Here is a 13,999-nt window from a genome sequence, read left to right as displayed (position 1 = left end):
GATAAGTCTTAAAGCCTTTCCTACACTCACGTTATCTGATAGGTCTTCTAGCGTTTTACTATGACATTACAATCGATAAGATTCAAAATGATGGTGCCAATTATTTTTCTCGCACTGATTACGGCTTGCTTACTTTTGTTGATGGTTTTTGTGACGAAGATACAAGAAAACACATTAAGAATGCATGCCGAAAACTATTTCGAGGCGATGGCAAAAGTGTTAAACGCTGATAGAGACTTGTATCAGGCCCGTTTGGCTCAAGAACAAATATTATCGAAACAAAGCGATTTGACCACGGTTAAAAAAGAGTTTGAAGAAAATGCTCAGCAAGTGTTTGATAGGTTTCATCAGTATCGTGAGTTCCTCCGTTCTGCGCCACTGATTTTAAAAAGATTTTCCAATTTCGATGATACTTTCAAAGCATGGTTTGATGCCAGCAAAAGGTTTCTGGATTCAGCTCACGGCAGCGTTGAGTTAAGTGAACGCTTTCTTATATTGGATGAGACTTTCATGGAAATTCGCGGAATGTTGGACAAAGCTGGAGAAGACTTACGTACCCATGCCCGCGAAGTGGAAAAAAGGAAAGGCGGAATTAAAGATATCGAGCGCTATGTTGAAGCTATTACCGAAGTATTAAATGCGGATAGAGACATTTATCAAGCAAGGTTAGCGTTGCAAAAAATAGCGAATGGTGTGGGAGACTTTGACGTTAATAACGCACTTTTCCATGAAAATGCGCAACAGGTTATCCGACGTTTTAATGCATATCGATATCATTTGTCATCCGAGCGTTTTTTGATTGATGAATACAGCAAATTCGATGATTTATTTAATCAATGGTATCAAGGTAATAAAGAATTACTTAGCTCTGGAGAGAGTCAAAGTAGAAAGATGTTGTCGAAAGAGTTCATCGCTGCCGATGAGAGCTTTGCCGTTTTACGTCAAATTCTGGACGAAGCCGGTGAGGCTATTAGGGAGCATGCCAAGACAGAGGAAGATAGGGCGTCCGCTAAAATTGAAAAGATGAAGAAGGGGGCGATGACTGTGATTTCTATTGCCTTTGTTGTTGCTTTGTTTTTCGGTTATTTGATTCCTAGAAGGATTACTCAAGATGTTGATGATATGTGCATAAGAATTAGGGAAATAGCCGAAGGAGATGGCGATTTAACGCAGCGCATTGATTCAAAGTCGAAAGACGAGATTGGCGATTTGGCTCGAGAATTTGACGCTTTTGTTGAACGATTACGTAGCATTATTAGTAACATTAGTGAGCAGTCACTTGCTCTTGGAAGCACCACCGAATCACTGAATGAAGTGTCTGAGCAAGCAGGAGGTATTACTGAAGCGTTAGTGACTGCCTCTGAGTCTATTGTTAGCGCAGGCAATCAAATGAGTATGTCGAATCAGCAAATGGCGGAAACGGCAAAAAATACTGCCACTGAAGCGGATAGCTCAAACCAGCTAACTAAACAAGGCATGGATGCGGTGCGTTCTTCTTCGCAGTCAATTGAAAACCTTGTTGCTGATATTGAATTAACCCTGACCAGAGCAACGGAGTTAGAAAAAAGCTCGGAAGCCATTGCTTCGGTGTTGGAAGTGATTCGCAATATTGCTGAGCAGACAAACCTACTTGCGCTAAACGCTGCTATAGAAGCGGCGCGAGCTGGAGAACAGGGTAGAGGTTTTGCTGTGGTGGCTGATGAAGTACGTACTTTGGCTACGCGAACCCAACAAAGTACCGATGAAATTGAAAGTATGATCGAGCAATTGAAAAGTAACGTGGCGGGGTCATCACACTCTATTCAAAATTGTAGAGCAAACGCCACCGATACGGTGTCTAGCTTTGAAGGGGTAAGCCGTGTGTTTAACGACCTTAACATCTCCTTCCAGAAGGTGCAGGAAATGGCGGCACATACCTCCCAAGCCACACAAGAGCAGTCGGAAGTGGCTGACTCAATTACTCAAAATCTAGTGTCGTTGAAAGAACAAACCGATGGTGTTGAAGAGATGTCGGGCCAGATAAAGTCTCAGTCTCGCGAATTATCCCAGTTATACCGCCGCTTGAGTCAACAAGTAGGTAGCTTTAAAACGTAATAGTGTTTTTGCCCCATTTCTTATATTGTCGACAAAATGACTGGCAGAACATTATTGATTTGTCAAGTATTCCAGTACAAAACGTCAAGTTCATACCTGTGAACACGCTCTTTCCTCGCGATTGCTTTGGCAGCTCTTTGGAATTTATCGCTATCATTCTTAACCAAATGAATTATTTTAAATTCGCCACTTGGTAACCCTGATGGTGAGTTTGCTTTTATTCTTTTAACTATTTGACTGTCTAGTGGAACTTCTAAATATTCTTCAATATTGGATAGGTTGTAAAAGTCGTTAATGTCTTTGTTCATGGCACAAAGTCGTAAGTAGATGTTTATGACTTTTCTAGCCGCTCCCCAATTTGGAGTAAGAGTCTTTGGGTTAGGTAATTGTTCGGATAACTCAATTGTTTTGGAGTCAATAAGTTCTAGGAAACCTTTCCTGCTTAAATTAGAAATGTTCTTAAGCTCAAAGGATTCTTTAAGATAATCTCTGCATCGATCAACCTGTCCTTTTGTGGACTGACTCCTTAACGTCGAGCCGCCAACACATGCAATACAAAGGTGTATTCTTAGCTTTTCAATCCACTTTTTTTTAGCAATTCTATTAATTACAGCCCATTTCTTTTTAACAATTTTCTTTGGCATAACGGATTTTTTGATTAAATTTGTTGGACACTAGAAATTGGGCATAAAAAAAGGATGCCGCTGTTTCCAACTGCATCCTCTTTACTGTCTACATTTCTGTCTACAGTGGTTTGTAACTCTTTGATGTTAAAGAGCTAAAAACGGATAGGCTGACTACATCATGCCGCCCATGCCACCCATTCCGCCCATGCCGCCCATATCAGGCATTGCAGGTGCGTCGTCTTTCTTAGGTGCATCAGCAATCATTGCTTCAGTTGTGATCATCAAGCTTGCGATTGATGCTGCGAACTGAAGTGCAGAGCGAGTTACTTTAGTTGGGTCAAGGATACCCATTTCTAGCATGTCGCCGTAAGTGTCGTTGCCAGCGTTGTAACCGTAGTTGCCATCGTTAGCTTTAACTTGGTTAGTAACAACAGAGCCTTCTGCGCCCGCATTTTCAGCGATTTGACGTAAAGGCGCTTCCATTGCACGAAGTGCCAATTTAACACCGTGAGTTTGGTCTTCGTTTTCGCCTTGAAGGTCAGCTAATTTAGACGCTGCGCGGACTAGTGCAACACCACCGCCAGCTACTACGCCTTCTTCAACCGCAGCACGAGTTGCATGAAGTGCGTCTTCTACGCGATCTTTCTTCTCTTTCATTTCAACTTCTGTTGCTGCGCCAACTTTAATAACCGCTACACCGCCAGAAAGTTTCGCTAAACGCTCTTGAAGTTTTTCTTTGTCGTAGTCAGAAGTTGACTCTTCGATTTGACCTTTGATTTGAGCACAACGACCTTCGATAGCATCTTGCTCGCCTGCACCGTCAACAACAGTAGTGTTGTCTTTGCTGATAACAACGCGTTTTGCTGTGCCTAAGTCTTCTAGTTGTACCTTTTCCAGCTCAAGACCGATTTCTTCAGAAATCACTGTACCGCCAGTTAATGTAGCGATGTCTTGTAGCATGGCTTTACGACGGTCGCCAAAGCCCGGCGCTTTAACGCCAGCAACTTTTACGATGCCGCGCATGTTGTTAACAACCAATGTTGCTAGTGCTTCGCCTTCGATGTCTTCAGCGATAATCAATAGCGGCTTAGACGCTTTTGCAACGCCTTCTAACGTTGGTAGCAATTCACGGATGTTAGAGATTTTTTTGTCAACCAATAGGATGAACGGGTTGTCTAGTTCAACAGTGCCGTTGTCTTGGTTGTTGATGAAGTAAGGAGAAAGGTAGCCGCGGTCGAACTGCATACCTTCTACAACATCAAGCTCGTTTTCAAGGGCTTGGCCTTCTTCAACAGTGATAACGCCTTCTTGACCTACTTTGTCCATTGCATCTGCAATGATGTTACCAATCTCTTCGTCGGAGTTAGCTGAAATAGTACCTACTTGCGCGATAGACTTGTTGTCTGCACAAGGCGTAGACAATGTTTTAAGCTGTTCAACCGCTGCGGCAACGGCTTTGTCGATACCACGCTTAAGGTCCATTGGGTTCATTCCAGCGGCAACTGATTTTAAACCTTCTGTTACGATAGATTGTGCAAGAACGGTTGCAGTAGTTGTACCGTCACCAGCTTCGTCGTTCGCTTTAGACGCAACTTCTTTAACCATCTGTGCGCCCATGTTTTCGAACTTGTCTTCTAGTTCGATTTCTTTAGCGACTGATACACCATCTTTAGTGATAGTAGGGGCGCCGAATGATTTATCCAGAACAACGTTACGGCCTTTAGGACCAAGGGTAACTTTAACTGCGTTTGAAAGGATGTTTACGCCGTTAAGCATTTTTGCGCGAGCGTCATCAGAAAAACGTACTTCTTTAGCTGCCATTATTTAAATTCCTCTAAATTCTTTTAAAACTGAAAAAATTCGACTTATTCAACGATTGCTAGGATGTCGTTTTCACCCATGATGAGCACTTCTTCACCATCTAATTTTTCGGTTTTTACGCCGTAGCCGTCGTTGAAGATTACGATGTCGCCGACTTTCACATCTAACGCACGAACTTCGCCATTTTCTAAAATGCGGCCATTGCCTATTGCAATAACTTCACCACGAGTAGATTTTTCCGCGGCAGAGCCAGTCAAAACGATACCACCAGCAGATTTAGTTTCTTGCTCTTGGCGCTTGACGATAACGCGATCGTGTAAAGGACGAATTGCCATTTTTTCAATCTCCTGAAATATGCAATTTATTTGATAAAAATAAAGTGACGTAATGTCAGTTCTACGAATAAAACCGACTCAAAATTTGTTTGCAGCCATATCTGGGGGCTATACCGGTTATATCAAGTATTTTTTTGAAAAAAATCTAAGCTTTTTTCTAAGTTGTTTTGTGAAACAAGAAAAAATAGTTTGAAAACGCTGAATTAATGGAAGAGTTCAGACATTCTCGCGGGTTCAATATTTATGATCGCGAGATGAGCTTGACTCGCGTGAACCGCGCAGCCGGGCTCGCGATTCGGCGTCGGATTTGTCAGTATATTCTCCTTCAAACGTATCGCCGTTATCGCTGTGATTATGCTCAAAGGGGTTATGGTTAGATTGCGAGTTGTTTTGTTCAAATGGATTATGCTGTTGATGGAATTGATAGTGGCTATGTACTTTAAATTTACTCAACAACGCATGGCTGACCCATTTGGCAAAAAATGGGCGAGTCATTGGGAGAGAAAAAAGAAAGCCGATGGTGTCGGTAACAAAGCCGGGTGTGACCAGCAGTACACCAGCAACGAGCAGTAGTAAGCCTTCAGCAACTTCTTGACTGGGTATTTGCCCTTGCTGCATTTTAGTTTGGGCGTTGAGATAGGTTTGCAACCCTTGTTGACGTACTAAGGTAGCACCTAAAAAGGCGGTGATGATGACAATGCCGACGGTGTTCCAGCCGCCAATAATGCCGCCTACTTGAAGTAGCAAAGCAATTTCAATAATTGGCATAATGGCAAACAATAAAAACAACTTACCCAAAACGTACTCTCTATTAATACTTAATAACCCAATGCAGAATATGTTGGGGCTGATTTGGCTTTTCCCGCCGATATTATGTATCAAATCGTGACAAATTTCCTGAGTAGACACAACCTTTATCGGGCTTTCTTCTTATTATTAAAGGGTTAAGATAATGGGGCAAAGCGCTACGACTGGACCAAAGTACAGAGTAATTTAGGTTTGGAAAATTTTTAACCTAAAAGGCTTCTGTGTTAATCTGTATTGAGTTTATGGCTCTTAAAATGAGAGCATAGCCTGATTTCTGCCACGTTAAATTCAAGGAGGATTTACCCCAATGTGTAATTACAGTGAAACTTCTGCATGGCTCTGTCAGAATCACTTATTATCTGACCCCATGAAATACTCTCGAAGCCTAACAGGTCAATAGGAGCAGTTATGACAGACTTATGTGTGATTTTGTGTACATGTTCTGGCGTAGAAGAAGCTAAGAAACTAGCAAGAATGGCGCTTGAAAGCCGTTTTGTAGCATGTGTAAATGTCATTCCTGAAATCACTTCCATGTATTGGTGGGATGATAATATTCAGGAAGATAATGAATGCCAGCTTGTTTTTAAAACACAAAAAAACCATGCAGAAAAACTCTACGATGTTATTCGCTCAGAACATTCATACGACACAATCGAGTGGGTTGTGTTAGATGTCGAAAGAGCGAGTGATGAATACGCAGATTGGATGAGAAGTGCTATCAGATGAACGAAATGACCCGATTATTCACAAATTTCCTATTTGTAATTTTAACGGCTGTAAGCTTTCAGGTGTCAGCCCAAGAAGGCGGTTTTGGTGCGGATTTGTTTTCTCAAGAACCGCAGTTTTTACCTGTCGATGAAGCTTTTCGTTTTGACTTTGCACAAAATGGTAATGAGCTAACACTCAGTTGGGAAATTGCGGATGGTTATTACCTGTATAAAAAGCAATTTAAAACCGTTGTCAAAAAAGCCAAAATTGGCGAACCTACTTTCCCAGAAGCAGAGCAGGTAGAAGATGAATATTTCGGTATATCCGATGTGTTTTTTCATCAAGCCGATATTCAATTTCCCATCTTCGAAGCGGTCGATGACAGTGTTGTTAAAATCCGTTACCAAGGTTGTGCAAAAGCTGGCTTATGTTATCCACCTACCACAAAGGTTGTTTATTTATCTGAAGTTGAAGCGAGTGGAGAATATGCATCTTCAACTTCAACCAATGCGGATGCAGAAGATTCGCACAGTGGGTCAACTTCAGTAGAAAGTGACGAGACAGTTTCTCAGCAGTTTGAACTGTCGAATATGTTATCCAATAACGATAACTTAGTTGTGACATTGTTGCTTTTCCTTGCATTAGGCGTAGGTTTAGCCTTTACACCGTGTGTGTTTCCTATGTACCCCATTATTTCCGGCATTGTGTTAGGTCAGGGGAAAAGTTCCAGTGCGCGTCAAACGTTTAGTCTGTCCTTTGTTTACGTACAAGGTATGGCGCTAATGTATTCTATATTGGGATTGGTTGTGGCCAGTGCAGGAGTGCAATTCCAGGCGGCGTTGCAGCACCCAGCAATTCTTATCGTACTTATTGTGGTCTTTGCATTGTTAGCGTTGGTCATGTTTGGTGCGTATGAGCTTCAGCTCCCTTCTAGCTGGCAAGTCAAATTAAACGAAATTAGCAATAAGCAAAAAAGCGGTAGCTACGCTGGTGTGTTCATGATGGGAGCTATTTCTGGTTTAGTTGCCTCTCCATGTACGACTGCGCCGTTGACGGGTATTTTGCTTTACATTGCACAAAGTGGAGACCTAGTTTTAGGCTTCTCTGCGCTATATGCGTTGAGTTTAGGTATGGGGATTCCATTGATTGCTTTTGCTGTGACGGGCGGCAAGTTGCTACCTAAAGCAGGTGGATGGATGAACATTGTGAAGGTTACTTTCGGCTTTATGATGTTAGTCGTTGCCTTGGTGTTTGTAGAGCGTATGTTCAGCAACCTATGGACAGATTTAGCGTGGTCATTACTTGGGCTTGCAATGTTCTCTTATTTCTATGTTATGAACTCTGGCAGTGCAACTTCTTTATGGAAAGGGATACGGGCTTTCGTCATTTTCTTAGGTTTGTTTGCCTCGGCTATGTATGGCTATAAAACCTTGTTCCCCTCGACTGCTTCTGTATCTCATAGCAGTGAAGGCAAAGCCTCATTATATGCTGAGTTTGATTTGGTTAAGAACTTAGCAGACTTTGAACAAAAAATGCAGGAAGCCAACGCCGAGGGTCGATATGTGATGATCGACCTTTACGCTGACTGGTGTGTAGCGTGTAAAGAATTTGAAAAGTACACCTTCCCTGAGCCGGATGTGCAAGATGCACTCGGTAATGCGTTGTTGCTTCAGATTGATTTAACCGATAACACGCCAGAAAGCCTTGAGTTCCAAGAGGCGTTTAATGTACTTGGTTTACCGACGATTATGTTCTTTGATAAACAAGGAAAAGAAATCGGTAAGGCGCGAGTGACCGGTTTTATGGATGCTGAACGTTTTGCTAACCATGTTAATAAAACATTTTATGACTAGCGTATCGTCGCTTTTACCGCTGGAAATAAATCAATAAAAGCGCTTTTGCCTAATGCCAGTCAGTTAAGTTGACTGGCATTTTTGTTTTTATACTGTTGTTGCTTCGGTCTCAATAAAAGCTTTATCGACAATGGCAGGATCGAGAAGTGACTCAGCGCTAAGCCTAATCTTACTATTATCGTGTACCGAATATTTTGTCTCCTGCATCACCAACGCCAGGGATAATATAGCCGTGTTCATTTAGGTGATCATCAATTGCTGCCGTGTAAATATCCACGTCTGGGTGGGCATCAGTCACGGCTTTTATTCCTTCCGGGCAGGCCACCAACACTAAGCAAACAATATTTTCACAGGCTTTGTCTTTTAGCAGCTGAATTGTCGCGTTCATAGTACCGCCGGTAGCGAGCATGGGGTCGATCACCAAGGCTGTACGTTGTTGTACATCTTTAATAATTTTATCGAAGTAAGCAACGGGCTGAAGCGTTTCTTCGTCGCGATATAATCCAACGACACTAATTTTGGCGGTTGGAATAAGGTTCATCACGCCATCAAGCATACCTAGGCCAGCGCGAAGGATAGGAACAAGTGTAACGGTCTTTCCTTGGATGCGCTTGACGGTGATAGGGGTACCTTGCCATCCTTCAATTTCCACTTCTTCCGTAGGCAAGCTGCGAGTGGCTTCATAAGTGAGTAAGTTGCCAACTTCATTTGCCAGCTCTCGGAAGCTTTTAGTGCTGACATCTTTCTCTCGCATGAGACTGATTTTATGTTCTATAAGAGGGTGTTGTATGTGAAATACTGCCACGAATATCTCCGTTTCTGTTTTTTATTCTGGAATGCGCAATTATAGAGCGCTCAATTCTTTTAATAATTTCGTTGAAAAAAGGGTAAACCCCAAAATTTTCGTAAGAAGGGTGCCAACTTCGTTCATTTAACGTTGAAATGTTCTCGTAATGCAAGTTTTGAGCATCAATTAAGCGCTTCTTAGTTTACAGTTGTTGCCAATGTGAGGCGGAAAATAAGATAAAGTAGGGTAAAAAAACTGCATTTGAACACATTGCACTTCGCCTTCATCTATGAAATAGTAAAACTTTGTGCTTAACATCGCAGATAAGACCAGTATTTTGCTGTAATTTATCAGAATGTTTCTATAATAGCTTTTTATTGGAAATTATCCCTCTGTTGTTAGTCAGATTCTCTCTTTTGTGAATTTTGGCTGCATTAAAGGGAATATCCACGCAAAGTTTGCTAATTTCGCGGAGTTTTATGAATATTCTATTGCTCAATGGGCCGAATTTGAACATGCTTGGAAAGCGTGAACCGACTATTTATGGTTCTCAATCGCTCGATGACATTGTTTCCGGCTTAACCGAGATGGCAAACAGCTTTGGGGCGAGCTTGTTTCATTTACAAAGCAATGCTGAGCACCAATTAATTGACAGAATTCACGACGCAATGGGCAATATTGATTTCATCATTATTAACCCCGGAGCCTTTACCCATACCAGTATTGCAATTCGGGATGCGCTGTTAAGCGTTAGCATCCCTTTTATTGAAGTTCACCTTTCCAATGTTCACGCCCGAGAGCCATTCCGTCAGCATTCTTATTTGTCTGATGTGGCTCAAGGTGTCATTTGTGGATTGGGTGCTCAAGGGTATGAGTTTGCATTGCAGGCAGCGGTTAAGCAGCTGTCTGATGCGTCTTAGTTAAAACAATAATTTTTATGTGAGTTAATAGTTTATGGATATTAGAAAAATTAAAAAGCTCATCGAGTTAGTTGAAGAGTCTGGCATCGCTGAGTTAGAAATCACTGAAGGTGAAGAATCTGTACGCATTAACCGCTATAGTTCCGCACCGACAATGGCGGCTCCCGTCGCTATGCAACCTCAAATGGCCCCGGCGCCAGCGCCAGCCGCACCTGCTGCGCCAGCCGCTGAGTCTGGTGAAAGCGCTCCTGCGGAACCTGCGGGCCACATTGTCCGCTCTCCAATGGTGGGTACTTTCTACCGTGCTTCCTCCCCTGGAGCAAAAGAGTTTGTTCAAGTCGGTGATCGCGTGAATGTCGGCGACACTTTATGCATCGTTGAAGCAATGAAAATGATGAACCAAATTGAATCTGATAAAGCGGGCGTGGTGAAAGAAATTTTAGTCAATAACCAAGACCCTGTTGAATTCGATCAGCCATTGTTTGTCATCGAATAACCGGGTGGTTACATGTTAGATAAAGTTTTAATTGCTAACCGTGGTGAAATAGCACTTCGGGTTTTACGGGCTTGTAAAGAGCTTGGAATAAAAACCGTAGCTGTGCATTCCTCCGCGGATAGAGATCTTAAGCATGTTCTATTAGCAGATGAGTCAATCTGTATTGGTAGAGCACCTGCAACCGAGAGTTACCTTAACATTCCCGCGATTATTGCTGCGGCAGAAGTCACGAATTCTATTGCGATTCACCCCGGTTATGGCTTTTTATCGGAAAATGCAGATTTTGCTGAGCAAGTGGAAAAGAGCGGTTTCATTTTCATTGGACCGAAAGCCGAAACCATTAACTTGATGGGCGATAAAGTGTCGGCTATCGAAGCGATGCGTAAAGCCGGCGTACCATGTGTTCCTGGGTCTGATGGCCCATTAGGACCAGATGGTGACGTTAATAAAACTATCGCAAAACGTATTGGTTATCCGATTATTATTAAAGCTGCTGGTGGCGGTGGTGGTCGTGGTATGCGAGTGGTTCGTGAAGAAAAAGAACTGCTTGAATCTATTGCTACGACGAAATCAGAAGCCAAGGCCGCCTTTAATAATGATGTGGTTTACATGGAAAAATTCCTTGAAAACCCAAGACATATCGAGATTCAGGTGCTATCCGATGGACAAGGTAGCGCTATCTACTTAGCCGAGCGTGACTGTTCTATGCAACGTCGTCACCAAAAAGTGGTAGAAGAAGCGCCTGCACCGGGAATTACACCGGAAATGCGTGTTCGTATCGGTGAGCGCTGTTGTAATGCGTGTGTTGAAATTGGCTATCGTGGAGCCGGAACATTCGAGTTCTTGTATGAAAACGGTGAATTCTATTTCATCGAAATGAACACGCGTATTCAAGTAGAGCATCCTGTAACCGAAATGATTACCGGTGTGGATTTGATTAAAGAACAGCTTCGTGTAGCTGCGGGTTTGCCTTTATCTATTGAGCAATCGGAAATTCGTATTAGTGGTCACGCAATTGAGTGTCGAATTAATGCAGAAGACCCACAAACTTTCATTCCCTCTCCGGGAAAGATTACCCATTTCCATCCTGCTGGTGGTTTAGGTGTTCGCTGGGATTCACATATTTATTCTGGCTACTCCGTTCCACCTTACTACGATTCAATGATCGGTAAGCTTATCACTTATGGTGAGAGTCGTGACGTCGCTATTGCACGTATGCGCCATGCATTAGATGAATTGGTTGTTGATGGTATAAAGACCAATATTCCACTGCAAAAACGCATTATGTCGGACCAAAATTTCCGTAATGGTGGAACCAACATCCATTATTTAGAGAAGAAATTAGAAACTGAAAAATAGCTTCTAATTTGGTCATATAAAGACTGACTTAAAAAACTGTGCCTTCGTGCACAGTTTTTTTATGCGTGATACTCTTGCCGAGATTTTTAACCGGATAATCTGTTTGTTTGAGCTGTGAATTCAGTTATCCGATTTATTTTGGACTAAGAGTGATACTTATGAAATTCATATATTCAATTTTGGCGCTTGGCGCATTACTCATTCAAACAAGCGCTTTTGCGGATAACCTCTATCAAGTTACTTTGTTAAGAGCGGCGCCAGGAAACCTTCCCTCTTTAATTGATGAAGTGAAACACCAAAAGCGTAAACAAAACGGCAACATAGTGATTATGCGCCACAGTCAAGGTGATCATTGGGACTTAATGTTACTTTCACCTGCAAGCGAAACGTTACCTAAGCCTCATCGCTACGATTCATTAGCCGACTTCCAACATGATTTCATTGCGCAAACGGGTGCTAATTGGAAAGCAGTGAAACAAAAGGCAGATGATGCAGGCTTGTTTCATATAGAAATGTTCAGAGCCGCAGCCGGTAAACATCAAGCGTTATTGGAAGAACGTCATATGGAAAATGATTACTTAGTGAAAACGCAGCGTAAAGCGAACATTATTTTTGTGACTCGTTTTGGTAGTGATTACGATAATTTTTCTGTCGGATTCTACAAGGACATGCAAGCGTTCGCAGCTAACCCTGACTTGCCCGCAGAAGCGTTTGAAAAGGCTGCGAAAGACGCAGGGTTTGCCGCTCGCTCAGACATTGGCTTCCACTTAAGACGTTACCTTGTCGGTCACAACGATACGTTGGCCACGCAAGTGAAGTAATAGGAAGGCAAAGCGCATTTTATGTACAACAAAGCCAGCGAATAAGCTGGCTTTTTCACTCAGTCCTAGCGTACTGCCAATTTAAGCGGTAGCTTCAGTGATAGGCGCAGAGGTCAATAAACGCTTATAAAGGAACAAGGCAATGGTCAGAATCGCAATGGGAACTAACATAAAATAGAACGCGGTTTGCCCACTAAAGTATTCAAAAATAGCTCCCGTTACTAAGCTGCCAAATGTGCCTCCTAGTGCTGAGAAAACTACTATGAGCCCCGTCATAGATGCATGTTGTTGTGATGGTAATGCACTTAAGACAACAGAATTAATGGCAGGATAAATCGGGGCCATGAACAGCCCCACCAAAGGTAAAACAAAGGCTGCGATTGGTACATCGGACCACGACTGAATCTGCACACTAGATACGCCAGAATTAGCCAGAGGAATGGCGATAAGAATCAGTGCAGCAATTAAAAACAAGCTCAACACCAAAAAGTTAAACCAATGCATTTTTCGAAGAACATAACCCGCAAGTAAGCGTCCTGCAGCAAGGCATGCGGCAAAAATACTGGTGACTTGTACACTAATGTGGTTTGCCAGATTCAACACCTCACTGTTAAAGGTGGGGAGCCAAGTTCCGATCCCTTGTTCCACCAATACATAAAAGAATGCGCAAATGATGAACATCACGACAAAAGGTAGCCAAACTAGCTTTAACATGCCGGCGAATTGCGCTTGTGGGCTTTCCGATTGGATGAGGTGTTTCACTTCTGGAACATGAGTGAACACGATAAGCAACAAGTTAGCTGCCCCTAAAAAAGCGATGAGCCAATATACATTTAGCCAAGAATAAGACTCTGGCTGGGTAGGGTCGATAAACGCGGAAAACAACCAATAACCTGCTAACACCCCCACCATGAAACAGCCTTCTACAATATTCATGTTTGATGCGTGAGCTTGTTGGTTGTCGGAAACCCTTCCTATTAACGCATACACAGAAATTTTAATCAGTGCAAAGCTTGCCCCAACTATTAGGAATAACATTTTACTCATGAAGAAGTTACTGAGCAGTGGCATGAGCAGACTACCCACGGTGACTAATAACGTACTTGTGAGCATCGCGCGTTTAAAGCCAAAACGAGGTAAATAGGCGGCAACAAAAAACGAAACAATGGCAATGGGAATATCTTTAAAGCCTTCTAATACACTGGCGTTGGTTTTACTGACACCAAAGCTGGAAATGGATTGCAATATAACCGTACCGACACTATTCAATAAAATCGCAAATAGCACATAAGAGCTGATTAGGATCGCCATAACTCTGAGTTTATCAATTTGAGTTTCGTGTTTATTTTGTACGTATTGCGCGTTTTCCATA

General features: G+C 42.5%; 13 protein-coding genes. 7 read left to right on the top strand and 6 right to left on the bottom strand.

Annotation, left to right across the window (positions count from 1 at the left end):
- Positions 1-87 precede the first annotated feature (87 nt).
- Positions 88-2,094 carry a methyl-accepting chemotaxis protein gene (locus tag HJG39_RS04535; RefSeq protein ID WP_268407310.1) on the top strand — a complete coding sequence of 669 codons (2,007 nt, stop codon included), beginning with the start codon at positions 88-90 and terminating at the stop codon, positions 2,092-2,094.
- Positions 2,095-2,156: 62 nt separating this feature from the next.
- On the opposite strand, the gene HJG39_RS04530 is transcribed toward HJG39_RS04535, so the two are convergent.
- The 4 genes from HJG39_RS04530 to HJG39_RS04515 form a co-directional block, all read right to left on the bottom strand.
- A complete protein-coding gene (locus HJG39_RS04530; RefSeq protein WP_268407309.1) occupies positions 2,157-2,738 on the bottom strand; it encodes a hypothetical protein in 582 nt (193 codons plus the stop codon).
- A 153-nt stretch (positions 2,739-2,891) separates the two neighbouring features.
- Complete coding sequence (gene groL, locus HJG39_RS04525) at positions 2,892-4,541, bottom strand: chaperonin GroEL (RefSeq protein ID WP_268407305.1); 1,650 nt, start codon at positions 4,539-4,541, stop codon at positions 2,892-2,894.
- Between the two features lie 44 nt (positions 4,542-4,585).
- Complete coding sequence (locus HJG39_RS04520; RefSeq protein WP_268407304.1) at positions 4,586-4,876, bottom strand: co-chaperone GroES; 291 nt, start codon at positions 4,874-4,876, stop codon at positions 4,586-4,588.
- A 234-nt stretch (positions 4,877-5,110) separates the two neighbouring features.
- A complete protein-coding gene (locus tag HJG39_RS04515; protein WP_268407568.1) occupies positions 5,111-5,674 on the bottom strand; it encodes an FxsA family protein in 564 nt (187 codons plus the stop codon).
- A 417-nt stretch (positions 5,675-6,091) separates the two neighbouring features.
- On the opposite strand from HJG39_RS04515, the gene cutA reads away from it, so the two are divergent.
- Positions 6,092-6,409, top strand: coding sequence for a divalent-cation tolerance protein CutA (cutA, locus tag HJG39_RS04510; protein WP_268407302.1), 318 nt, complete (start codon positions 6,092-6,094; stop codon positions 6,407-6,409).
- 5 nt (positions 6,410-6,414) lie between these two features.
- Complete coding sequence (locus HJG39_RS04505; protein WP_268407300.1) at positions 6,415-8,244, top strand: protein-disulfide reductase DsbD; 1,830 nt, start codon at positions 6,415-6,417, stop codon at positions 8,242-8,244.
- A 175-nt stretch (positions 8,245-8,419) separates the two neighbouring features.
- Here HJG39_RS04505 and upp read toward each other — a convergent pair whose 3' ends face one another.
- Complete coding sequence (gene upp, locus HJG39_RS04500) at positions 8,420-9,049, bottom strand: uracil phosphoribosyltransferase (RefSeq protein WP_268407298.1); 630 nt, start codon at positions 9,047-9,049, stop codon at positions 8,420-8,422.
- A gap of 461 nt (positions 9,050-9,510) precedes the next feature.
- Between upp and aroQ the strand changes: the two genes are divergently transcribed.
- The 4 genes from aroQ (at position 9,511) to HJG39_RS04480 (ending at position 12,627) form a co-directional block, all read left to right on the top strand.
- Entirely contained in the window at positions 9,511-9,951 is a 441-nt protein-coding gene (gene aroQ, locus HJG39_RS04495) for a type II 3-dehydroquinate dehydratase (RefSeq protein WP_268407295.1), read from the top strand.
- 34 nt (positions 9,952-9,985) lie between these two features.
- Positions 9,986-10,447, top strand: a complete 462-nt coding sequence (gene accB / locus HJG39_RS04490; protein ID WP_268407291.1) for an acetyl-CoA carboxylase biotin carboxyl carrier protein — start codon at positions 9,986-9,988, stop codon at positions 10,445-10,447.
- Between the two features lie 12 nt (positions 10,448-10,459).
- On the top strand, positions 10,460-11,806 hold the full coding sequence (gene accC, locus HJG39_RS04485; protein WP_268407289.1) for an acetyl-CoA carboxylase biotin carboxylase subunit: 1,347 nt from the start codon (positions 10,460-10,462) through the stop codon (positions 11,804-11,806).
- Between the two features lie 158 nt (positions 11,807-11,964).
- On the top strand, positions 11,965-12,627 hold the full coding sequence (locus tag HJG39_RS04480; protein WP_268407286.1) for a hypothetical protein: 663 nt from the start codon (positions 11,965-11,967) through the stop codon (positions 12,625-12,627).
- Between the two features lie 81 nt (positions 12,628-12,708).
- Here the strand turns inward: HJG39_RS04480 and HJG39_RS04475 are convergent, their stop codons facing one another.
- A complete protein-coding gene (locus tag HJG39_RS04475; RefSeq protein WP_268407284.1) occupies positions 12,709-13,998 on the bottom strand; it encodes an MFS transporter in 1,290 nt (429 codons plus the stop codon).
- Between the last annotated feature and the right edge of the window lies 1 nt (position 13,999).

The organism is Alteromonas sp. a30 (genome assembly GCF_026788005.1).
In the GTDB taxonomy this organism is placed as follows: domain Bacteria; phylum Pseudomonadota; class Gammaproteobacteria; order Enterobacterales; family Alteromonadaceae; genus Paraneptunicella.
Note: the sequence above shows the minus strand (reverse complement) of the source record. Positions and strands in the feature narration are given on the sequence as shown.

Bases quoted from the DNA above. Each gene is read 5' to 3' on its own strand.
- HJG39_RS04535 (WP_268407310.1), top strand. From the start codon at position 88: ATGATGGTGCCAATTATTTTTCTCGCACTGATTACGGCTTGCTTACTT.
- HJG39_RS04530 (WP_268407309.1), bottom strand. From the start codon at position 2,738: ATGCCAAAGAAAATTGTTAAAAAGAAATGGGCTGTAATTAATAGAATT.
- groL (WP_268407305.1), bottom strand. From the start codon at position 4,541: ATGGCAGCTAAAGAAGTACGTTTTTCTGATGACGCTCGCGCAAAAATG.
- HJG39_RS04520 (WP_268407304.1), bottom strand. From the start codon at position 4,876: ATGGCAATTCGTCCTTTACACGATCGCGTTATCGTCAAGCGCCAAGAG.
- cutA (WP_268407302.1), top strand. From the start codon at position 6,092: ATGACAGACTTATGTGTGATTTTGTGTACATGTTCTGGCGTAGAAGAA.
- HJG39_RS04505 (WP_268407300.1), top strand. From the start codon at position 6,415: ATGACCCGATTATTCACAAATTTCCTATTTGTAATTTTAACGGCTGTA.
- aroQ (WP_268407295.1), top strand. From the start codon at position 9,511: ATGAATATTCTATTGCTCAATGGGCCGAATTTGAACATGCTTGGAAAG.
- accB (WP_268407291.1), top strand. From the start codon at position 9,986: ATGGATATTAGAAAAATTAAAAAGCTCATCGAGTTAGTTGAAGAGTCT.
- accC (WP_268407289.1), top strand. From the start codon at position 10,460: ATGTTAGATAAAGTTTTAATTGCTAACCGTGGTGAAATAGCACTTCGG.
- HJG39_RS04480 (WP_268407286.1), top strand. From the start codon at position 11,965: ATGAAATTCATATATTCAATTTTGGCGCTTGGCGCATTACTCATTCAA.
- HJG39_RS04475 (WP_268407284.1), bottom strand. From the start codon at position 13,998: ATGGAAAACGCGCAATACGTACAAAATAAACACGAAACTCAAATTGAT.